This is a genomic window from Actinomadura rubrobrunea NBRC 15275, assembly GCF_001552235.1.
Lineage (GTDB): Bacteria > Actinomycetota > Actinomycetes > Streptosporangiales > Streptosporangiaceae > Spirillospora > Spirillospora viridilutea.
This window is the reverse complement of the sequence record NZ_BCQU01000031.1, coordinates 15,468-36,040: the sequence shown is the minus strand read 5'-3', so window position 1 is coordinate 36,040 and position 20,573 is coordinate 15,468. Positions and strand designations below refer to the sequence as shown.

The 20,573-nt window shown below is 68.1% G+C and carries 22 protein-coding genes and 3 tRNA genes; 2 read left to right on the top strand and 23 right to left on the bottom strand.

What is annotated here, in order from left to right:
• Positions 1-166: 166 nt before the first annotated feature.
• The 19 genes from AR3_RS12385 to AR3_RS12305 form a co-directional block, all read right to left on the bottom strand.
• Positions 167-1,249 (bottom strand): UDP-N-acetylmuramate dehydrogenase, encoded by a 1,083-nt coding sequence (locus AR3_RS12385; RefSeq protein ID WP_067913309.1) that lies wholly within the window; start codon positions 1,247-1,249, stop codon positions 167-169.
• 377 nt (positions 1,250-1,626) lie between these two features.
• The gene (locus AR3_RS12380) at positions 1,627-2,052 is read right to left on the bottom strand and encodes a MaoC family dehydratase (protein ID WP_067913305.1); all 426 of its coding nucleotides are present in this window, start codon (positions 2,050-2,052) and stop codon (positions 1,627-1,629) included.
• Positions 2,052-2,489 (bottom strand): MaoC family dehydratase N-terminal domain-containing protein, encoded by a 438-nt coding sequence (locus tag AR3_RS12375; protein WP_067913379.1) that lies wholly within the window; start codon positions 2,487-2,489, stop codon positions 2,052-2,054. The genes AR3_RS12380 and AR3_RS12375 overlap by 1 nt, the downstream gene beginning before the upstream one ends.
• A gap of 307 nt (positions 2,490-2,796) precedes the next feature.
• Positions 2,797-2,961, bottom strand: a complete 165-nt coding sequence (gene rpmG / locus AR3_RS12370) for a 50S ribosomal protein L33 (protein WP_067913303.1) — start codon at positions 2,959-2,961, stop codon at positions 2,797-2,799.
• A 137-nt stretch (positions 2,962-3,098) separates the two neighbouring features.
• Positions 3,099-3,172, bottom strand: a tRNA-Met gene (locus AR3_RS12365).
• A 272-nt stretch (positions 3,173-3,444) separates the two neighbouring features.
• Positions 3,445-3,520: transfer RNA gene (locus AR3_RS12360), tRNA-Thr, on the bottom strand.
• Between the two features lie 128 nt (positions 3,521-3,648).
• Entirely contained in the window at positions 3,649-4,776 is a 1,128-nt protein-coding gene (locus AR3_RS12355; RefSeq protein ID WP_067913300.1) for an acyl-CoA dehydrogenase family protein, read from the bottom strand.
• A 31-nt stretch (positions 4,777-4,807) separates the two neighbouring features.
• Positions 4,808-5,548, bottom strand: coding sequence for a protein phosphatase 2C domain-containing protein (locus AR3_RS12350; RefSeq protein ID WP_067913298.1), 741 nt, complete (start codon positions 5,546-5,548; stop codon positions 4,808-4,810).
• A gap of 112 nt (positions 5,549-5,660) precedes the next feature.
• Positions 5,661-5,957, bottom strand: coding sequence for a hypothetical protein (locus AR3_RS30490; RefSeq protein ID WP_146150318.1), 297 nt, complete (start codon positions 5,955-5,957; stop codon positions 5,661-5,663).
• 809 nt (positions 5,958-6,766) lie between these two features.
• A complete protein-coding gene (locus AR3_RS12345) occupies positions 6,767-7,060 on the bottom strand; it encodes a hypothetical protein (RefSeq protein WP_067913296.1) in 294 nt (97 codons plus the stop codon).
• A 912-nt stretch (positions 7,061-7,972) separates the two neighbouring features.
• On the bottom strand, positions 7,973-9,040 hold the full coding sequence (locus tag AR3_RS12340) for a tyrosine-type recombinase/integrase (protein ID WP_217998525.1): 1,068 nt from the start codon (positions 9,038-9,040) through the stop codon (positions 7,973-7,975).
• Between the two features lie 95 nt (positions 9,041-9,135).
• Positions 9,136-9,345: a helix-turn-helix domain-containing protein gene (locus tag AR3_RS12335; protein ID WP_067913376.1), complete on the bottom strand. Its 210-nt coding sequence runs from the start codon at positions 9,343-9,345 to the stop codon at positions 9,136-9,138.
• A gap of 56 nt (positions 9,346-9,401) precedes the next feature.
• Complete coding sequence (locus AR3_RS12330; RefSeq protein ID WP_067913372.1) at positions 9,402-10,742, bottom strand: replication initiator; 1,341 nt, start codon at positions 10,740-10,742, stop codon at positions 9,402-9,404.
• 152 nt (positions 10,743-10,894) lie between these two features.
• Positions 10,895-11,050: a hypothetical protein gene (locus AR3_RS31085; protein WP_169803821.1), complete on the bottom strand. Its 156-nt coding sequence runs from the start codon at positions 11,048-11,050 to the stop codon at positions 10,895-10,897.
• A gap of 16 nt (positions 11,051-11,066) precedes the next feature.
• Complete coding sequence (locus AR3_RS12325; RefSeq protein ID WP_067913291.1) at positions 11,067-11,576, bottom strand: hypothetical protein; 510 nt, start codon at positions 11,574-11,576, stop codon at positions 11,067-11,069.
• 20 nt (positions 11,577-11,596) lie between these two features.
• The gene (locus AR3_RS12320) at positions 11,597-12,484 is read right to left on the bottom strand and encodes a DUF2637 domain-containing protein (protein ID WP_067913288.1); all 888 of its coding nucleotides are present in this window, start codon (positions 12,482-12,484) and stop codon (positions 11,597-11,599) included.
• The gene (locus AR3_RS12315; protein ID WP_067913286.1) at positions 12,481-12,762 is read right to left on the bottom strand and encodes a hypothetical protein; all 282 of its coding nucleotides are present in this window, start codon (positions 12,760-12,762) and stop codon (positions 12,481-12,483) included. Before AR3_RS12315 ends, AR3_RS12320 begins: the two co-directional genes overlap by 4 nt.
• Before the next feature lie 88 nt (positions 12,763-12,850).
• Complete coding sequence (locus AR3_RS12310; protein WP_067913283.1) at positions 12,851-14,212, bottom strand: FtsK/SpoIIIE domain-containing protein; 1,362 nt, start codon at positions 14,210-14,212, stop codon at positions 12,851-12,853.
• Between the two features lie 11 nt (positions 14,213-14,223).
• The gene (locus tag AR3_RS12305) at positions 14,224-14,592 is read right to left on the bottom strand and encodes an SCO3933 family regulatory protein (protein WP_067913280.1); all 369 of its coding nucleotides are present in this window, start codon (positions 14,590-14,592) and stop codon (positions 14,224-14,226) included.
• Positions 14,593-14,682: 90 nt separating this feature from the next.
• Here AR3_RS12305 and AR3_RS12300 point away from each other — a divergent pair, with 90 nt between their 5' ends.
• Together AR3_RS12300 and AR3_RS30485 are read left to right on the top strand one after the other, a co-directional pair.
• Positions 14,683-15,423, top strand: coding sequence for a GntR family transcriptional regulator (locus tag AR3_RS12300; protein ID WP_067913277.1), 741 nt, complete (start codon positions 14,683-14,685; stop codon positions 15,421-15,423).
• A gap of 96 nt (positions 15,424-15,519) precedes the next feature.
• Positions 15,520-15,831: a hypothetical protein gene (locus AR3_RS30485; RefSeq protein ID WP_146150317.1), complete on the top strand. Its 312-nt coding sequence runs from the start codon at positions 15,520-15,522 to the stop codon at positions 15,829-15,831.
• A gap of 1,103 nt (positions 15,832-16,934) precedes the next feature.
• On the opposite strand, the gene folP is transcribed toward AR3_RS30485, so the two are convergent.
• From folP to AR3_RS12270, 4 genes are all read right to left on the bottom strand, one after another.
• Positions 16,935-17,840, bottom strand: coding sequence for a dihydropteroate synthase (gene folP / locus AR3_RS12285; RefSeq protein WP_067913267.1), 906 nt, complete (start codon positions 17,838-17,840; stop codon positions 16,935-16,937).
• Between the two features lie 90 nt (positions 17,841-17,930).
• Positions 17,931-18,926 carry a hypothetical protein gene (locus AR3_RS12280; RefSeq protein WP_146150316.1) on the bottom strand — a complete coding sequence of 332 codons (996 nt, stop codon included), beginning with the start codon at positions 18,924-18,926 and terminating at the stop codon, positions 17,931-17,933.
• A 395-nt stretch (positions 18,927-19,321) separates the two neighbouring features.
• Positions 19,322-19,406 (bottom strand) — tRNA-Tyr (locus AR3_RS12275).
• A 631-nt stretch (positions 19,407-20,037) separates the two neighbouring features.
• On the bottom strand, positions 20,038-20,460 hold the full coding sequence (locus AR3_RS12270; RefSeq protein WP_227023234.1) for a lamin tail domain-containing protein: 423 nt from the start codon (positions 20,458-20,460) through the stop codon (positions 20,038-20,040).
• Positions 20,461-20,573 lie beyond the last annotated feature (113 nt).

The following is a 20,573-nucleotide window of genomic DNA, read 5'->3' as shown; positions in this document are numbered from 1 at the left end:
GGCATGACTGCCTGGCCGAAGGTCTCGTCCGCCCGCCGGGGCGCGGGCCCGCGTGACCGGGCGCCGTGACGCCAGTCTGTCGATCACGCGATTGGGACTACTCCCCCTCGACGTCCCCCACCGTACCAACCCCGCGCGGGCGCGAGGGACGCCGGGGACGCGCGGGTCACAGGCGGACGCCGACGAACACCGGTTCGTTGACCAGCTCGACGCCGAAGGCGTCGCGGACGCCGTCGCGGACGCGGCGGGCGAGCGCGAGCAGGTCGGCCGTCCTCGCCCCGTTCGGGTTCGTGAGCGCGAGGGTGTGCTTGCTGGAGATGCGGACCGGCCCCAGCGCGTACCCCTTGGCGAACCCCGCCCGGTCGATCAGCCACGCCGCGGACGTCTTGACGCGCGGCGCCCCGTCCGGGCCCGGGCTCTCGGGGTAGCGGGGGAAGTCGACGTCCGGGCCGAGCCGCTCGGCGACGCGGCGTTCCAGCTCCGCGAGCTGCTCGGGGTCGAGGATCGGGTTGGTGAAGAACGAGCCGGCGCTGCGGGTGTCGGGGTCGGACGGGTCGAGCACCATGCCCTTGGCGCGCCGCAGCTCCAGGACGGCGTCGCGGGCCTCCTTGAGCGGGACGCGGGCGCCGAGCTCGACGCCGAGGGTCCGCGCCAGCTCCGCGTAGGCGATCGGCTGCGACTCCTCGGCCTCGCGCAACGAGTAGGTCACCTCGAGGACCACGTACCGGTCGCTGCCCTTGAAGACGCTGTTGCGGTAGGAGAAGCGGCAGGCGGCCGCGTCCAGCTTGACGATCGTGCCGGTGGTGCGGTCGTAGGCGCGCACCTCGACGATCGTCTCGCTGACGTCCTGGCCATAGGCGCCGACGTTCTGGATCGGGGTGGCGCCGACACGCCCGGGGATCCCCGCCAGGCACTCCACCCCGGCCAGGCCGTCGGCGACGCAGCGGGCCACGAACGGGTCCCACTCCTCGCCCGCCTGGACGCGCACCAGCACCCGTCCGGGCTCGTCGGCGATCTGCTGGACGCCGCGCGTCCCGACGTGGACCACGGTGCCGGGGAAGCCGTCGTCGCTGACCACCAGGTTGCTGCCGCCGCCGAGCACCAGGACCGGCTCGCCGTCCCGGTCGGCCCCGCGCACGACGGACACCAGGTCGTCCTCGGTCGTCGCCTCGACGAACCGGCGCGCCGGGCCGCCCAGCCGCAGCGTGGTGTATCCGGCCAGGTTCACTTCTTCAGCGAACACCGCCACGCGGTCTCCCCTCCCGTGCGTTCCGCCGCCACCGCCCGCCCGCGCTCAGCGCCGCGGACAGGCCGTCCGCGCTCCAGCGTGCCATCCCCGGCCGTTCAAACGTACGTTCGATCTGACCCGTCCGTTTCCGGACGACTACGGACCTGATGCACACCGGGGCTGCGGTGTACCTCATGCCACGTGCCGTCACGCAGCAAACGGGCGGAACATTCGTCAATGCCCGCACCCGGCTCAACGGCGCACCAGACCGCCCGTCGCACCCGCTCGACAAGCGCGCCGGCGCCAGGGTTCGACCGGGCGGCCCGCCCTAGAGAAAGCGAGCCCGCCGGACGCGGCGATGGACGTCCGGCGGGCGAGGCCGCGTTGGGGTCGTGACGTCAGGCCAGGCGGACGACGGCCTTGGCGCGGGTCAGGACCTTCTGGTCGGCGGCGCGGGCGGTCAGCGCCACCACCACCTTGTTGTCCTCGAGCTTCTCCTCGATCTTGCCGCTGACCTCCAGGGTCGCGCCGCCCTCGTCCGGCACCACCACCGGGGCCGAGAAGCGCACGCCGTAGTCGACCACGGCGCCGGGGTCGCCCGCCCAGTCGGTGACGAAGCGGCCGGCCTGCGCCATGGTGTACATGCCGTGCGCGATGACGTCCGGCAGGCCCACCGCCTTGGCGAAGCTCTCCCGCCAGTGGATGGGGTTGAAGTCGCCGGAGGCGCCCGCGTACATCACCAGGTTGGCCCGGTCGATGTGGTAGGTCTGCGCCGGGATCTCGGTGCCGACCTCGACGTCGTCGTACTTCACGCGCGCGGTCATCAGGCCCCCCGTTCCACCAGCGTGTTGTAGGTCTTGCAGATCAGTTCGCCCTCGACGGTGGCGATCTCGGTCTCCACCGTCAGCTTCTCGTTCCTGCCGATCGACTTGATGTCGGTGATGGTCGACGTGCAGGTCACCACGTCCCCGGCGCGCATGGGACGGGTGTATTCGAAGCGCTGCTCGCCGTGCACCACCATGGCGAAGTCGATGCCGAGCTCGGGGTCGGCCAGCGCCGGGTTGCCGAGGGAGACCACGATCGGGAAGGTCGGCGGGGCGATCACGTCGGGGTAGCCCGCGGCCTTGGCGGCCTCGGCGTCCCGGTAGAGCGGGTTGGGGTCGCCGATCGCGTCCGCGAACTCGCGGATCTTCACCCGGCTGACCTCGTACGGTTCGGTGGGCGGGAACGTCCGCCCGATGAAATCACGGTTGATCGCCATGCGATCCGCTCCCTCCAGGTCGAACGGGGGCGCCGGCCCGTGGGGCGCCACCAGGCCCGTTCCTTGCGGTCTCGCACGGGACGGTAACAAAACGACGTTCAGCCCGCCCCCGTCAGGTGGACGGGACGGGCTGAACGGTTGGGCAAGCGTCGCGTGGATCCGCGGGTTCTCGGCGGCCGCCGCGATCGGCGCCGCCGGGCGCGTCGCGGCCGGTCAGCGGATCGGATGCCGCGGACGGGCCGCGTCCGTCGACCGGGCGGCCCGGGCCGGACGGCGCTCGGGCGGTACGTCCCCTCGGCGAGACCGATCAGCGGGTCTCGCGGTGCGGACGGTGGGCCCGGCAGTTCGGGCAGTACTTCTTGAGCTCCAGGCGGTCCGGGTCGTTCCGCCGGTTCTTGCGGGTGATGTAGTTGCGGTGCTTGCACTCCTGGCAGGCCAGCGTGATCTTCGGCCGGACGTCGGTGGCAGCCACGTTGGAGTGCCTTTCTGAGCTGGGGACAGGACGTTCGTGCGTTGAGCCGCGCGGCGCCCGTGCGAGCGGCCGATGCGGCCTCTGGGAACCCAAGCGCGGTCCCGCCCCCGCGATGGGGGCGAGAACCGCTCGGGTAGTAGCGAGGGCCGGACTCGAACCGGCGACACAGCGATTATGAGCCGCTTGCTCTGCCTGACTGAGCTACCCCGCCACGATGGTCGGTGTCGACCGGAAAGCAAGGATACCGGATGTTCATCGGCGCCTGTGAACGCCGGACCCGGCACGGGCATCCGGTAAGCGCGTTTCCGGTGCCACCACCACCCCTAGGATACCCGGCCCGATCAATGCCTTGAACATCCGGCTTCGGCCGATCGGGGCCGCCGGGGCCGGGCTCGCGGGGGCGGGAGAGGGTGCCCTCCGCCCCCGAACACGACGAAGGAGCGGCGCCCTGCCCTCTCGCAGGACCACCACTCCCTCTCACTGTGGAGCCCCTTTACGGAATCGAACCGTAGACCTTCTCCTTACCATGGAGACGCTCTGCCGACTGAGCTAAAGGGGCCTGCGTCCTTCGACGCGCTGTAACCATACACGGCTCTCGGGCCAGATACGAAATCGATTAGGCGATCCGCTCGTCCGACGCCCGCCTCCAAGCCCCGGACGAGCGCGCCCGCCGGGCGTCTCCGCAGCTCAGCGCAGCAGATGACGCCCGATGACCAGCTGCTGGATCTGGCTGGTGCCCTCGTAGATCCGGAACAGCCGCACGTCCCGGTAGAAGCGCTCGACGGGGACGCCGCGCATGTACCCCATCCCGCCGAAGACCTGGACGGCCCGGTCGGCGACGCGTCCCACCATCTCCGAGCAGAAGTACTTGGCGCAGGACGGGCCGAGCTTGGTGTCCTCCCCCGCGTCGTACGCGCGCGCCGCCTCCAGCACCATGGACCGTCCCGCGTACAGCTCGGCCTGGGAGTCGGCGATGAGCGCCTGCACGAGCTGGTATTCGCCGATCTTGCGGCCGCCCTGGGTGCGCTCCTTGGCGTAGGCGACGGCCTCGTCCAGGATCCGCTGGGCGAGCCCGACGCAGACGGCCGCGATGCTCAGCCGCCCGTGCGCGAGGGAGGCCATGGCCGTGCGGAAGCCCGTCCCCTCGGGGCCGACCATCGCGGACGCGGGCACGCGCACGCCGTCGAAGAACACCTCCGCCGTGTGCGCGCCGCGGTGCCCCATCTTGGCGTCCGGGGGGCCGACCTTGAGGCCCGGCGCGTCCTTGCTCACCAGGAACGTGGAGATGCCGCGCGAGCCGGGGCCGCCCGTGCGGGCGAACACCATGAACACGTCCGCCTCGGGGGCGTTGGTGATGAACCGCTTGGCGCCGTCGATGACGTACTCGTCGCCGTCCTTGACCGCGCGCGTGGTCAGGGTGCTGGGGTCGGAGCCGGCCTCCGCCTCGGTCAGCGCGAACGCCCCGACGACCTCGCCGGACGCCAGCCGCGGCAGCCACTCCCGCTTCTGCTCCTCGCTGCCCGCGTTCACCAGCACCTGCCCGGCGATGCCGTTGCTGGTGCCGAACATCGACCGGAACGCGGGGCTGGCGTAGCCGAGCTCGAACGCCAGGCGCACCTCCTCGCTGAGCGAGAGGCCGAGGCCCCCGTACTCCTGCGGGAGCGCGTACCCGAACAGGCCCATGTCGCGGGCTGCGCGGCGCAGATCGTCGGGGATCGCGTCGGTCTCCTCGATCTCCTCCTCGCGGGGGATCACCTGCTCGCGGACGAAGGCGCGCACGGCGGCCAGCACATCGGCGAAGTCCTGAGGGTCCATGACCCCATTCTAGAATTCCGTTCCAGGATTCCTAGGGGCGGGCGAACACCGCCGTCGCGTCGTCGTGGCGCTTGCCCCTCTCGAGCTCCGCGGTCCGCTCGGCCTCCCGCGTCCGCCGGATCACCTCGGCGGGCCCGGCTTCGTCCAGCGCGTCCAGCAGCCCCTCCCAATCGGTCAGCCCGAACGGCCGCACCAGCCGGGCGGCCCCGTCGCTCAGCACCGCGGCGCGACGCACCCGCTCCGCCGGCAGCTCGCCCGTCAGCGACTCGTAGGCGGCCTCGGGACGGTTCCCCGCCACCCAAAACCCGCCGGGGCTGTTGCGAGCCGCACGCACGGCCTCGACCGTGTAGGCGGGCAGTCTGTCGACCCGGTCGTCGATGACGGCCCGCACCTGGTCGTCCGTCTGCAGCACTACCGCCGCATCGGCCAGCACCAGCCAGTCCAGGACGCCGCCACGGCGCCGCAGCATCGCCACGGTGGCCGACGGGCTGTCGGGGTTGTTCAGGTCGCAGGTGTCGGCGTGGGCCTCCCCGGTCGCCTTGATGGCCTCCGCAAGCAGGTCCGGCAGCGGCGCCTCGTCCTCAACCCCCAGCCGTTCCGCCAGCACACCGGCCAGCTGCCGCACGAGCCACCCGGGGCCGTGCACGCATCCGCTGTCCACGCCGGGCTTCGCCGTGGCCCCGTCCAACACCACGACCCACTCCGGACCGGCGACGACGTAGTCCTCGTTCTGCCGCCCCGGCGTCGCCTCAGTTGCGTAAGTGATCCGCACGCAGCCTGTCTACCGTCCCATTCACCAGGAGGCACAAAGCCTGACCGGTCGCCGCTGCCAAGCTCCGCTTCGCCGAGGGGCCCGCCCTCCGGTCAGTTGCGCCCCGGGATCGTCACCAAGGCCACCAGACGTCCGGCATGTCTTCAACCGTCGCCCTCGGCTGGGAGGCATTGGCCGGCCTGGGGCCCGCCGAGGCGGACGCCGACTCGCTCACGTTATTGACTTCCGTCGAGTGGTGGCTCCTGTTGAGGACGAGCTTTTTCTCTTGGTAATTCACCTTCTTTTTAGTGCCCTTCTTGTCGTCGACGGGGACACCTGTCGCGGCGTGCACCGCAGGCGCCACCGACCCGATCGCCGAGCCGGCCGACGCGCCCGCCACCATGACCGCGACAGCCGTCACATAACGCACTCCGACACCCCAACGCGCCATCCTCGCGACAGCCCCTCTCTGCTGCTAACGCCCAATGCCTCGCTCTCCTCCGTTCTCACCGCAACCCACATGACCATCCACGAACCGACGCAAGGAAAGAGAATCGATCCCCTCAAAGCACGGTCAGCCACCCACCCCATAGACCTCCGAACCGCACACACGAACCCTGACCGTCACCCTCCCGTCCCCCAACGACACCTGCTCCGACCAGCCATGACGCCCCAGCTCAGACGGCTGACCATGCAGTCACCCACACCCTGCCCCCGCCTACTGAGATGCGAGCTCCGTCAAACACGCACACCTTTGTTTCGGTATGCACGAAACACACTAAATCTCCCGACGCTACCGAGCAGTCAGCAGGCATGCCGCACTTAGGGGGCCACACTGCAAACAGTGGCAGCCAGAGGGCACTCTCACCGCCAACCAAGTAGGCCGTCCCGGCGAGATTCATGTCCCCAACAAAACGTACTGATAAGCACGATCAGTAGCGCACCTTAATGCACGTGGTTGGCAATAAAGGTGGATGACGCACAGGATGCCGTCACGAAGAAAACGCTGCCAACCCCGCAGGACCGCCCCCTCGGCCATGAAGCGATCCAGCCGGAACCAGAAATGAAGCCCTGAGCTCGAGGGGGCGGCCCGCCGTCGCGCAGAACCCCGATAGGCGGGAAGTCAGGCTTCCACGTCAGCCATCGGCGACCGGGTCACACGTGCCTCTTCCCGGAGACAGAGACCTCCGCCCACGGAGGCGTGTTAGGGCCGGTCGCTGACATGTAGAGCCCGCAGGATCAGGCGCGGAGACAATCTTGCTGGGGGTCGTAGCAGACCAGCCCGAGCTCGTTCGCTACATCCGCCACGAAGGCTGATGCTTCCTCTGCGTAACTCGGCGTGATCGGGAGGCAGATGTAGGGGCCGGCCGCTTCACCGAGGAGAGGGGCGGCCGCCCAAGCTGTGTCGACGCCCTCGTCCAGCTCGGGATAGCGGGCGAGCAGGCGCTGGACGAACTGCTCGATGAGCGGCGTCGGGGGGATGTCGGCTTCGCTCTCGACGTACTTCTCGCAAAGCGCAATATGGGTCTCCAACGCCTCCTCGGCGTTGGAAGGGCGCTCACCTTCCCAGAACCACCATGTCGTAGCTCATGGCTGATGATCGCATGGCGGCGACGTCCATCGCCGCACGGATTGCGGCATTGAACACCCCGGAGGCGCGCTAACGGCCGGCGCGGGCAAGGACGCGGGTGCAGATCAACCAATGAGACAAGGCGGCGGCAAGGACCAGCAGCCAGAGGGCATCGCGCATCGGTCCCCTGCCCCTGGCGGACGCACGAGGCACAACGTCAGAGCTCTGCCCGGATCTGATCGACGGGCAGCAGGATGGCGCGAACGAGCGGATTGAGATGCGCTCGGCAAGTAGGCGCCTGGCATGGCGGATGCTTGGAGAGCGGACGTCGGACGCGCATGGCTGTCTCGCAGGCGAACCCACGTGCCAGCGGGACGGAGCGCGGCGCTGACCTCATGGGAGTTCGATCGGAGCCGGTGGGGCCGGATCCCCCGAGCGCAGGCCACAGTGATCACTTGGCTGGAGGAACACTGGCCTGGGTCTTGCACGCTGAGCCGTCCAGACCGACTGGGGACCGTCCTGGCGCACCTCGGGCCGGCGGCTCGACGGCCGGCCTCGTGCGCAGTCGCAGCATGGCGACGCGCCACGCTGTTCAACGTCTTCGCGTTCGCTGTGCCGGAACGCCTGCTGCTCTGCAACCCCCTGCTGTTCCGCAGCTGGAGCAGATAGACGCTCAACGAGCAGTCAGACAGCCGCAGCGATCGACCCGAGCCGAACACAGCCGGACAACATGAAAAAGCGCCCCCCGACCTGTCCTCCCAGGCCAGGGGGCGCCTTTCAAGAGTGGCGGGTCCAGGATTCGAACCTGGGTAGGCGAAGCCGACGGATTTACAGTTCTACGCTCGTTCTGTGACCGTATACGGTTTCGCCGCAGGTCACGCCGAATTCATAGCGCCCGGAGAGGCGTCGTCGTCCTGCTCGTGCCCCGAACGTGCCCCAGGCCCGATCTTGCCGTCTCGGAACGCGTCCAGGCCTCGCGCGACATCGTTGTCCTTGCCTTCCAGCCTACGCGCGTAGTGCCGGGTCGTGATCGTGGTATTGGAGTGCCCCAGTCGACGCCCAGCCGCAAGGACGCCGAACGCGTCGGCCACCCACGACGCGTGAGTTGCCCTCAGGTCGTGGGGTGTCACGCCGTCCAATCCGGCCTTCTCTACCGCCGGGTCGAACTTCCAAGTACGCCACGCGTTGTAGTGCAGAGGCTTTCCCCGCTTATTCACAAACAGGAGGGCGTCTGGCGACTTGTCCGCCATCTCGTCAAGGTGCGCCCGGAGGCGACGCAGCAGGAAAGCCGGAAGTTGTACATCGCGGACTTGGTGACTCTTGGGGGTGCCGAAGGAGGTCTTACCCGAGATCTCAACCAGGGTCTCAGTGACGCGGATGGCCCCCGCATCGAGATCGATGCTCTTGCGCCGCAGCGCGAACGCCTCGCCGACACGCAGCCCCGCGTAGGCCATGATCTCGATGAGGAGGTCATGCGGAGGGGCCGCCGCCTTGACCAGCTTCTCGACCTGGTCCCGAGTGAGAATGACCGGATCGCGCACTACGAGGCGGGGCAGCTTGGTTCCGATGCAGGGTGAGACGCGAATGAGTTCGTTGGTCACCGCCGCCTCCATCATCAAGGCGAGGACGACGTGAGCCTGTCGGATCCTGGAGGCGCTGAGGCCGCGCGAGTGCATGTCGGCCACCCACTCACTCACGCTGATTGGCCGGACCGCCGCAAGGGCCATCGCACCAAAGCGCGGTTCAATTTGAGTCCGGAACAGCGAGACGTATGAGGCATGGGTCTTGGGCTTGAGACTCGGCCGAACTGAGTCTAGCCACCGATTACCCCATTCCGCCACGGTGACCTTCCCAGCATCGGGGTTCACCCATTCACCCTTTGCAATTTCCGCCTCTTTGAGCGTCAGCCACCGCTCGGCATCTTTCTTGGTCCTGAAGGTCATAGGGGCGTTGCGACGTACTCCGTCCGGCCCGTAATAACGCGCCTGCCAGCGCCCCGAGGGAAGTTTACGACTACTTCCAAACCGCCGCCTTTCCATCAGGCAGCCATCCTCTCGATGCCACAGTCAAGCGCAATCGGTTCGACGCGCGACGCTTGGATATACGCCTCAAGCGCCACATCAGAAATGCGCACATGCCTGCCGAAGTGGTAGAACTCAATCCTCCTTTCCTCGACGAGTCTGCGAACAAAGCGCTCCGAGGTGTTGAGAATTTCGGCGACTTGAGCGCAGGTCAGATATTTGGCCAACGTACAGACCTCCAGAGACAAGACAGGGAGTCAGCTACAGGACACCCGGCCGAATATCAGGGTGGAAAGCCCAGAGAAGGCAGCGGCGTCCCTGTGAGTGCAGCCGTTATGAGCACCTCTCCCGGCGTCAGCCCTTGGCCCACATACCTCCAGTGCGCGACGACGAGGATTTCCTCGTCATCAAGAAGCCGACCCGTCACGATCTCCTGTTTGTGCTTGTTGTGGTCGATGCGGGCCTGCCGCAACGCACCGAGGGTGGTGGAGTAGCGGCGGGATTTGGTGGAGAAGTGGCCGCGAAAGCCGAGCATGTGCGCCCACTCGGCAAGCCGAAGGTCGGCCATCTCCGGCATGCGCCCCAGGTGCAGGCATGCGGCGATCAGCCGCCGGGCGTGCGCGGAGACCGGGAGCGCGTCCAGGTCATCGGTCGCGCGGATGCGGCGGTCGAGGGTGCCGGTGCATTCGGCGGCTTTGGTGGCGTACTTGGCGATGTAGCCCGCCACGGCCGTATCGGTCAGGTCCCCCGTGGTGGTGATGGGGCGGATGTCCAGTTGCGCACCCCAGGCCAGCGACCGGGACGGCACGCCGGGCGCTGCTGGGGTGGTCACGGTGACCGCGCGGGCGGCCTGGTGGACGGCGTCCGCCAGGACCTCGTAGGTGGCCCAGGCGGGCGGGGGTGTGGCCGGCCCCTGGGGGCCGTCGAGGCGGATGACGGCGTGGAAGTGCACCACACCCCGCCGCTGATACTCGGCCACCTTGGCGAACGAGACGGTCAGTGTCTCGCCCAGCTCCCGCAGGGTGAGACCCGCAGTCTTGGCGATCCTGCGCCGCAGCGCCATGGTGAACCGCCGCCACAGCTCCGGCGCGAGCGCGTTGAACAGCACCGAACCGGCGTAGTCGTAACACTCCCAGCACAGCGGTTCACCCAGGCACGGGTCGTCGGGCGCGTGCCGGGTGGTGCACGACAGCGTGCGGCCGTGCGGGCATTGGGGCGCGTCGCGTCGAGGGTGGCAGGGCGCCACGGTCCCGCTGGGTGTGGGGCGGTGGGCGTGGACGGGGCCGAAGGAGGGTGCGGTGAGGGTGACGAACGCCGCCGGATGCCCCGCCACCGACTCCGGCACGCCTTTCCCACCCGCCAGGCCTGCGCGCACGAGTTGGTAGGTGTCGGCGCGGTAGGTCTCGGCGCAGGCCGGGCAGCGCGAGGCGCGGCGGGTCTTGCACGCCACCCGCAGCACCCCGCCCGGCTCACGAGCCGTGGAGTAGCGGTGCAGCAGCTCGCCGGTCGCTCGGGCGCGGTACTCGACCGAACCGCGCAGGTGGATCGGCTGTGCGCATCCGCCGGTCGCTCGGGCGCGGGCGGCCCACTGGCGGAAGTCGGGCCGGTTGAGCTTGGCCGCCATGTCGCGGACGGCGAGCGGCGTCAACCACGCGGGTGTGTCGGGCACGATGGGGGCGCGTCTCCTTCCCGTTGCAGGACGGGGTGAGGGGATGGCCCCGGGACGTGGCGCGCGTGTGCTTGGCGGCTGTGCGGCCACGCCCCGGGGCGGCCGGTTCAGAGGGCCGAGGTGACGAGGGCGACGGCGTCGGCGAGCACGGCCAGGGCGTGAGCGATGGCGCCGGTCACGTCGGCGGCTTGGCCGGGGTGGCGCAGGACGAACAGCGCCAGGACCAGCAGGCAGGTGACGAAGGCGCAGCGGCGTAGGAACACGGTGGGTTGTCTCCTGTCAGCTGTGGCCGAGGCCGTCGCAGTGGGGGCAGGTGGCGCCGTCGGAGGTGACACCGGTTCCGCCGCAGTGGCAGCACCGCCACCGCTGCACCGGCGGCGCCAGGGCCGCCCGCTGGTCGTCGTGGTCGGTCGGGGTGTCCTTGTGGGTGACGATGATGTTGTCGTGGTAGCTGTCGCGTGCCCGGTGTTCGGCCGCCACGCGGGCGGGGATGTGCACGAAGCTGTAGGTGACCCACCCGCCGCCGAAGTGTTTGCAAGCGTCGTAGTGACCGCCCCACGGCCGGTCGTCGCTCACGGTGACGCCGAGGCGTTCGGCGACCTGGTCCACCATGGCGACCGCCGCCGCGTCACTCGTGCCGGGCGGTGGGAAGACCACCATCTGGGCGTCGTTGACCGGCAGCGCCGGATCGGTTTCCAGCAGATCGGCCAGCGCGCGCAGGCCATCGATGATCTGCCGCCGCACCGACGGCGCCGCCGCCGGGCTGGTCGAGTCGGTCTGGTTGGTCATGGTGACGTCCTCCGTCGATGTCACGCGGCGTTCTGGGGCTGGTTACGGATCTGGCGGAGCAGGTCCGAGGCGAGCTGGTTGGACACGCCCAGCCGGGCGCGCAGCGCGTCACGGGTGATCGGCCGCCCGTGCGTGGCCTGGTGTTCGGCCGCCACCTGCCGGGCGAACTCCAGCAGCGGCCCCGCCTGAGACGACCCGCGAGGACGGCCACCGGGAGCAGGCACCGGAAGCGCCGTCTGCCCGCCGCCGTGGTCGCCGTCCGCGTCGCCGTCCTGGTCGTCGTGATGGGGACGAGGCGCGTCGACGACCGCTAGTCCAGGACGAGCAGCGCCGTTCCCCACTGACTCCAGGGACGAGGACGATGGCACCGACGGCGCCGAGGACGACACGGACTGGGACAGCGCGGACGGTTCCGACGACGCGCCGGACGACGACGCGCCGGACGAGGACGGGGCGGACGAGGACGGGTGGCCGAAGGACGGCGGGGCCGACAGGACGGACAGAACCGCCGACCGAGACCCCGCGCCGGCCCCGGCGGCGCGGCGTTCGAGCATGGACACCGCCACCAGGAAGGCCCCGGCCGGAGTGGCCGCCGTGATCCACCCCCACGCGGACGGTTCGGCCTGCGCCAGGTTCGCCGCCAACGACAGCAGAATCCCGCCGACCAGCACCACAGTCGGCCACGACAGCCGCCCCGTGCGGCGGCCGGTGCGCTTGTCCCGCTGACGCTCCCGCGCGGCCATGACGCAGGTGAGATCGATGCACACGGCCACCGCCCAGGCCATCCACCCGCCTTGCCCGTGTTCGATGGCCGTGTCGCGGATGTGGGTGAACGACCCGGCCGCCGCGATCCCGGCAAGCACGATCACCGGGCCGGAGTCCGCCACCGCGCCCAGAAGCCGACTCATGCCGCCCGCCCTCCGGTGACAGCGGCCAGCAGCGCCGCCAGTTCCGCGTCACACCGATGCGTGGCGGCCCAGTCCTCGACCTGGTCGATGCGGGGAGAGGTGAAGGAGTCGGCGCACCGGACGCACCGGGCGACGTGCAGGCCCGGAACGGCGTCCCACTCCACCGTCACCGGCGCCCAGGACGAGGACGGCCGGAAGGACGGGACGGGACGGACCGCCCGGCAGGGACGGGACGACCGCGCGGCCCGGGGACGAAGGACGGCCAGGCGTGTGGTCATCGGGCAGCCTCCACGGTTTTGGGCATGGGTCGGGTAGGGACCTGGCGCGATCAGGGCTCACGCCGAGCCACAGGGGTGTGAGAAGGGGTTATGCCGCGTCGGGCATGTCCGGTCGCAGGTCAGTGACCGCAGATGAGCCGGTCACCTCGGCCCACTTCGGCGTCAGGTGGGCGTGGTCGCGGGCGGCGTGTTCGGCGTCGGTCTCGCTCACATACACCGACCGGGCGCGGTGCCAAGAGCCGTCCTGCCCGGCCACCACGCACACCCCGGGCGTCTCCGCCGGGATCGCCCGGGCCGCATCCAGGGCGGCCGGGTCCATGTCCCCCAGCGTCATGGTCGCCGTCTCCGGGTCGTTGACCCGGTGGCACACCCGCCCGGACAACTGCGAGCGCAGTGCGGTCACACCGGGGCCGAGGTCGGAGCCGATGCGCTGCCCGCACACGATGAGGTGGACGGCGAACGCCCGGCCCAGCTGCGCCACCCGCAACAAGGCGGTCGAGGTCTTGGCGACCTCGTCCTTTTCGCTCTTGTCGGCCATCAGGAACAGCTCGGCCACCTCATCCACCAGCACCACGACCGGCACCGGCCGCAAACCCTCGGGGAGCGTCCACACGTTGCGCGCCCCGTGCTCGCGGCACAACGCCATGCGCGCCTCCAGCTCGGCCACCAGGTCGCCGAGCAGTTCGACGCATTCGGCGCGGGTGGTGGCCAGCGCCGACAACCGCGGCGAATACGGAGTGAACTCCACCCCACCCTTCAGATCGAACCCGACCAGCGCGACCGGTTGCGGTGCGAGGCCTTTGATGATGGCGTTGGCGAGGTTGGACTTGCCCGACTGCGTCGCCCCGGCGATCAGCCAGTGCGGCACGGTGCGCAGGTCGATCACCCAGTCGGCGCCGTTCTCCAGCTTCCCCGGCCGCACCGTCAACAACTCCCCCGTCACCGGGGAGACGGCGACGTCGGTGAGGGGATCGCGCATGGTCGCCCACAGCGTCACCACACCCGGCCGCACATCCACCACCCGCACCGAGTGCACCCGCCACGCGTGCGCGATCCCCTCAGCCGCACGCTCATAGTCGGCGGGCACCTGGCCGTCATGCAGACGGACCCGCAGCCGCCACCCCAACGCCGTGGGCCGCAGCACGCCGAGACGGGGCGCGCGTTCCACATCGACACGACGCATACGCCGCTTCTGTTCGACCACGGTCGCGGCACCACGGGCGGCCGGGCCGACGACGGGGACGGCGTCCATGGTCCACCGCCACCGCCGCCGGCGCCGCGTCAGCCCGCACCCTGCGGCCACATGACGCCAGGTCAGATACACCAGCACCGCACGGGCCGGGAACCCGACGCCGTACCAGAACGAGGCGGGATGCCAGCGGCGCCAGGCCAAGAGCCCGGCCGCCGCAGCGACCAGGCCCCCGACCACCAGAATCAGCGTGTCGTACACCGCGCCCTGCCTCAGGCCGCCGCCGACACCGACCCGTCACCCGGCTCCGGGACAGCTGCAGGAGCCGCGGCGACGATCTGCGCGGCCCGGTAGGCGATCCCCCACCGAAGCCGCCCGTTGAACTCCCGTTCCCACGGCGACCCGACCAGACCGACCGGCCGAACCACCTGCCCCACCGTGATCTCGGGAGCACCCGACACCGCCACGTTCAGCAGCTCGACCCGCCCGGACTCATCGGCCGCCGACAGCCCCACCGTGAACACGGTGTTGCCATCACGGTCCACCCTCACTTCCCCCGTGTCCTGGTTGATCACCTTGGGACGGGGCGGGGAGACGCACACGAACGTCAGGGCGCTTGTGTCCACCGGGATGTTACGCATCGTGATCCTCCACGGGTCGCTTGACGTGCTTGGCAGGTTAACATGCTAAGTACTCATGGTCTACTATGGCCATTAAGAAAGGAGAGTGTGATGCCACCCACACCACCGCGCTACGCGGAGGTCGCCGACGTACTGCGCAAGCGCATCAAGGAGGGCGCGTACCAGCCGGGGGACCTACTGCCCAGCACTCACGAGCTGTGCCGGATGTTCGACATCTCCGTTCAGACCGCGAAGAGCGCGATCGCTCAACTCCGGGGGGAAGGGCTCGTATACGCCAAGCAGGGGAAAGGCGTCTTCGTCCGGGAGAGGCGCGAAATCTTGCGCTACACGGGCGGCCGGTACGGCCACGGCCGTCCGCCCAACCTTCAGGAAGAGGAAGACAGTGGCATCTTTCTCGACGTCGACGCCGAGCGTCGCCAGGTCGAGGCGTCACCCGGTGTAGCTGCACGGCTCAAGATCCAGCCGGGCGACAAGTGCAGCGAAGCCGTCTACACCTGGCACCTCGACGGAGAGCCCGTCATGGTGAGCACCCAGTGGGAGCCGCTAGCGCTGACGGGCGGCACCCCGATCGAGACGCCCGCGTCGGGTGAGCGCGGACAGCCCGACGTGATCTCGCGGTACCGGTCCATCGGAATCAACGTCACAGAGATTCAGGAGGACATACGCACGCGCATGCCCACTCCCGACGAGGCTCGCGTACTCAAGCTCACGGACGGCACTCCGGTCTTCCACATCACGCGTACGCACCTCGCTGGCGAGCTGCCCGTGGAGACGGCAGAGATCGTCATGCGCGGCGACAGCTTCGTACTACGAAACCGCCAGACGATCTGACGACCTGGGCGGAGCCGAGGCCACGGCCCCGCCCAGGAGTAGCCCGGCCAGCGATTGCCCCGCTGCCGAGCAGTAGGTGGAAGGAGCTTCCTACCCGTGCACGATCATACGAGCGAAACGAACCCCCTAGCCGCTCTGGGGGTCCGCCTGTCTGCGCGTGGCTTCAAGATCGAACTCACCGATCGTGGCCTCACAGTCGTCAACCCGAACGTGCGTGGATGCTGCGCCATGACCGCACATCCGTCCGACACGATCACGTGCCGACGCCGGACGGAGGACGGCGGCAAGCGCTGGTTCTTCACCTCATGGCAGGACCCCATCGCCCCCGCCGATGAGCTGGACGACGCGGCGATGTACATCGTCGGCTATCTCAGCCGTCACCCACGGGATGCGGGGGTGGAGGAATGACCGTGACCACACCGCTTCCGCAGCAGCCGGCGGAAATCTCCGAGCGTGACCGCGAGCGAGCCCTCTCCGAACTACGCCGCCGATTCCCCGGAGTGATGGTCTGGGTCGGCAAGCACACCATGCACTGGTGGGCTGCCATCTGCGACAACGATGGAGACCGCCTAATCGAGGCGGCAACTCCCGCTGAGCTGGGACGTCGTCTCGACGCTGCTGGGATGCGTCCACACCCGCCCCACCAACGACAGGAACAGCAGCCAATCCTTCAACCCCAACGACGCAGGCTTGGCCCTCTCCAGACTGCCTAGGGGGAACAGTGAACACACACGAAACGACCGCCATCACGCGGGAGCTGTGGGGATTGCTGGTTGCCGCCCTCGACGGCGACGACGAGTCCATTGCCGACGACGCGCTTGAGGCCCTGATCTCCGCAGCCCCTCGGCGCTGGCACGCAGACATCCAGGACAGCAAGTCAGCCGCGGACCGATGGCGCGCGGCGCGTCCCACTCTCCTGCCTGACTCCGGGTCTGGCTCCGGCCCGCGTTCCGTCTGATGTGGATCTCCGACCAGTGAGCCAGGGCAGTAGCACAGTGCCCTAGCGCGGTGCTACTGCCCCTATGCACGCCCCGTCTTCCCGGCGCGGAGGAAGGCGGGGCGTGCGTCATTCTCCAGCTAGGCGAGCACTCACGACAGCGCACTCAGCAGTGCGCAACACCTCGTGGAAACGCTGTCACGCAGGTCATGAGACCCGACAACCTCGTGGAAACGCACGGATGAGAACTTTCTCTACGTGGTCAAGGGCGGCGCTACGCGCCGCCGAGCGGCCGCCCGCCCCGGCGCGCCGGGCGTGCGGCCTGTTCCGTCCGATCCCGGCGCGCCGGGCCGGTCGTCCGTTGACGACAGCACGCCTATGACGACGCCGAACCCTCATCAGTGCACTACCCGATGGTTGAGCGAGCGCGCCTCTGGGGGCTCCACCGCCCCCAGACCCCCGCGCCCCGGAGCGCTCATTCGCGCGAAAATGTCTGTCACACCTTGCGCGCCGTTCGCGCGAATGAGCGCTCCGGCCCGAACTCACGGTAGTCGGTGATCGTTCTTCTTTGTGGTCACACCAGGTTGTGCCGGGCCAGTTCCGGAGGGCGCCAACCTAGGATCGACTCAACCATCCGGACGGCAGAAACCAATTCAGCGATGTCATGCACACGGACGATTCGCGCGCCCTGCATGATGCAGACCGAAACGGTAGCGATTGTTGCCTCTATGCGGTCCAACTGCTCACGGTTGACCGTCTCTCCAATGAAGTCCTTGTTAGAGACCGCCACTAGCAGTGGGTAGCCTATCTCAGCGATCTCGGGCAGGCGTCGGGTCAGCTCCAACGAGTGATATGTGTTCTTGTTGAGGTCATGCCCCGGATCGATGATGATGCGGTCAGCGGGGACGCCACGACTTTCCGCAAGAGCGACGCGAGCTCTCAGAAACTCGGCGACCTCGGTCACCACATCGTTGTAGGTGGGACGAGGGTAAGGCGTACGAGGCTCGGCGAGACTGTGCGTGATGATGAGACCGGCACCTGCCTCGGCAACCACGTCAGCCAAAGCCGGGTCATGCAGACCACTCGTGTTGTTCAGGACGTTGGCGCCCGCAGCGAATGCGGCACGAGCCACTTCCGGGCGATACGTTTCGACACTGATCACCGCGTCGGTACGGGCACGAGCTGCCTCAATGACGGGAACAACGCGGTCGATTTCCTCTGCCTCACTTACCGGAGGTCCCGGAGCAAACGGCACGCCGCCGATGTCGAGCCAGTCGGCACCATGGATGATCGCATTCTCGACGGCCGTCACGGCGGCATCAAGGGCGAAGGTACGGCCCCGATCGTGAAAGGAATCAGGGGTGCGATTGATTATCGCCATGACGGCAACCTGGCGCGAGAAGTCGAACGTCCGGCTACCGATCGTCCGCTGAGGGCAGATGATCTCCGGATGGTAGATCTTGGTATTGGCTTCCGTCACCGTCGCCCCACCTTCGTCGAGAGCTACCACCCAAGCATAGCCCTACCAGGCAACACAGCATGGCCGGGGGAACAGGTAGCCGGCTACCCCTCAGCTAGAGCGTGCCCGGCGCCTCAGCCCCACGATGAGCCGTAGCAGACCGAAGAAGGTGAGGGTCCCAACCACGACCACCGCCATCGCGACGGCCTGCTGGCCGAAGCCGCGCGCCTTGAGTACAACCGTAGCGGATCCAGCGAGAAAGCCAATGAGCGCGACGAAGAGGCCGAGGATCTCCACCATTTTAAGCAGGCCCGAGGTCACCATTTCCTGGGCCACGTCAACGCGTTGCGCGAGCCTCGCCGAAGCCTCGTTAATGCGCTGCTCCATCTCTGCCGACGCCTCAGAGATCCGCTCGTCAATCCGAGCAGTGATCCTCTCAGAAAGGATCTGCGCACTCTCGTCAATCTGTCGCTGCAAGTCGCGAGAGAGGATGATCGCCCGACGCTCTTGAGCAAGCTGCTCGTGAACGAGGTTATCCCCCACGGCCAAACCATCGATGGCGCGGTCGATCTCGTAAAGCGCGTCATCGAACCGCCGGAGCTTGCGATACGCCGTCGCCCGCCGATAGTAGACGATTGGGTCTTCCTGGCCACGTGCCATCATCTCATCAGAGAGGCGCAGCAAAAGTTGCGGTTGCTCCGGCAGGTGATCCGCGAACCATATGCCTGTCAGAGCTACTTGGTTGCTCTTGACGTCAGCATCCGGCGCGTCAACCGCACGCTGAAAAAGACTTAGTCCGTTCGATGCACGCGAACCGAGAGCTGCAAACGCAGCGAGAGCAATCACTAGGGCGTCATCGCCGAACTCTTGCAGCCATTCTACGCACGCACGATGAAGTTGTTCGAACTTGAAATCGAAGCGTAGACGCTGGCCCGTGATGTACGCGAGGCAGAGCCGCGCCGTACGACTATCAGACGCGGCGAGGACGCGCCCTCGATCATCCTCGTTCGGGTACCGCTGACCGTTCGTGCGCGCTAGCCAGGCGAGGTCAGTCGCCGCAAGCCGGATCTGGCTCAGGGAAAACCCGTGTTCCTCGACAAGAGTCACGAGATCAATGATCCAGTCCGCAGGATCAGCGGACGTTTTCGGAGCGAGCAGCTCGACTAGCAGGGCGGGCCGCTCGGACTGTGAGGCGGTAGCCATCTGCTCCGTGAGCCGGGAGACTCTCAAGGCGTCATCTGAGTGTTGCGGTTGGGGAGGGATGGCACCTTGAACCATGAGTCCCCTATCTGTTGTCCGCCATGTGACCGACAGCAGTCTAGGCCGAGCGGAGGACACGACAAGGTGAGGAAAGGATCACCTCGGCGTCGAGGGCGTGCCCCGGGCGTGCCCCAAGCGTGCCCGTACGGGCGGTGAGTCACGGTCACTGGCGGAGACTCGCGGCAACAACGCAAAGCGGCCCTTCACCGGTGTTGTTCCTGGTGAAGGGCCGCTTTGGCTGCTGGTGGCGGGTCCAGGATTCGAACCTGGGTAGGCGAAGCCGACGGATTTACAGTCCGCTCCCATTGGCCACTCGGGCAACCCGCCCTGGTGTCGTCCTCTCGGCGACTCTGAAAGGATAGCGGAACCAGAGACTGGTCGTGACATCGGTGCCGCCCATGAGGAGGCGGCCCGCGGACGAGTCAGGGACGGCGGGGCAACGCGCACGGCTACCACAGGTGGGCCGGACGCCCAGTCCGTCGCTGTACCCCCGGTCGGCGAGCTGGTCTCCGTGCGGTGCGGCCAGCGGGGCGGCGCCTCGGGCCTGTGTCACGCCCGTGCCGTCTCACCTTCACTGACGGGCTCGCCCCAGGCGTTGGAGCGAGGGTGGCGCACGGCGACGGGGGTGCTCGCGATGCTCTCGTCAGGTCGATGACGGGCTATCGCCGAGGATCTGTGCCTGATGCTCCACCACGAGTACGGCCAAGCTTGGAGTTGGCTTCGGCGCGCGGCGAGCCGGAGGCGTTGGGAGGACGGGCTTTCGAGCGACGATCGTTCATCGGGGAGCCGTCCCCCGCCCGAAGTCCCTTGTGGCTGAAGTTCGGCCACAGGACGTTGTGGCGTTGCCTTTAATTGGACTTTCGGGTCGGGGGCGCGGCGGTTCTATCGAGCAGCGGCTTCGGTGTCCGACGCTCAGAGAAAGGCGTGCGTCAGACTTCCGAGGCCGAGGGGCTTCCTACTACTTGTGGCAGTACTTCGAGGTCTGGTTCTTGCTCCAGCTGCACTTGTCCAGCAGGGTGCCCTTGGCGGAACGCAGGTACGCGGTGTCACCGGTGTTGTTCCACACGTACCAGGTACGGCCCCAGTACCTGTGCGTGGAGCTGTTCTTCCCCTTGCCGGTGTGGATGTACACGGACTTGCGTCCGCCGAGCTTGAAGCTGCCGAAGGTGTAGGTGTAGCCGGTCTTGTCGCGCAGCTTGTAGCCCTTCAGCTGGACGCTCTTCTTCGTCCGGTTGTACAGCTGCACCCATTCGCCGTTCAGCGACTTGTTCGACCCCGTGTCCTTTCCGGGCGAGTCGTAGTACACGCGGTAGATCTGCACCGTGCTCGCGGCCTCCGCCGGAACTGCGGTCACCCCGATCGTGGCCACGGCAGCAACCACCGCAGTCCCTGTCGCCAGAATTCTCTTCATTCAGTCGTCCTCCTCTGTGACCACTGGAAAAATTGGTATATCAGCGACGCATCAGCAATATCGCGCCGTGGCCACTTCTGGAG

What these genes read in the sequence shown, in the direction of transcription:
- AR3_RS12320 (WP_067913288.1), bottom strand. Translation starts at nt 12,484, where the DNA reads ATGAGTCGGCTTCTGGGCGCGGTGGCGGACTCCGGCCCGGTGATCGTG.
- AR3_RS12355 (WP_067913300.1), bottom strand. Translation starts at nt 4,776, where the DNA reads ATGGACCCTCAGGACTTCGCCGATGTGCTGGCCGCCGTGCGCGCCTTC.
- AR3_RS12340 (WP_217998525.1), bottom strand. Translation starts at nt 9,040, where the DNA reads ATGACCTTCAGGACCAAGAAAGATGCCGAGCGGTGGCTGACGCTCAAA.
- AR3_RS12325 (WP_067913291.1), bottom strand. Translation starts at nt 11,576, where the DNA reads ATGACCAACCAGACCGACTCGACCAGCCCGGCGGCGGCGCCGTCGGTG.
- AR3_RS12375 (WP_067913379.1), bottom strand. Translation starts at nt 2,489, where the DNA reads ATGGCGATCAACCGTGATTTCATCGGGCGGACGTTCCCGCCCACCGAA.
- AR3_RS12300 (WP_067913277.1), top strand. Translation starts at nt 14,683, where the DNA reads ATGCCACCCACACCACCGCGCTACGCGGAGGTCGCCGACGTACTGCGC.
- AR3_RS12330 (WP_067913372.1), bottom strand. Translation starts at nt 10,742, where the DNA reads ATGGCGGCCAAGCTCAACCGGCCCGACTTCCGCCAGTGGGCCGCCCGC.
- AR3_RS12315 (WP_067913286.1), bottom strand. Translation starts at nt 12,762, where the DNA reads ATGACCACACGCCTGGCCGTCCTTCGTCCCCGGGCCGCGCGGTCGTCC.
- AR3_RS12305 (WP_067913280.1), bottom strand. Translation starts at nt 14,592, where the DNA reads ATGCGTAACATCCCGGTGGACACAAGCGCCCTGACGTTCGTGTGCGTC.
- AR3_RS12380 (WP_067913305.1), bottom strand. Translation starts at nt 2,052, where the DNA reads ATGACCGCGCGCGTGAAGTACGACGACGTCGAGGTCGGCACCGAGATC.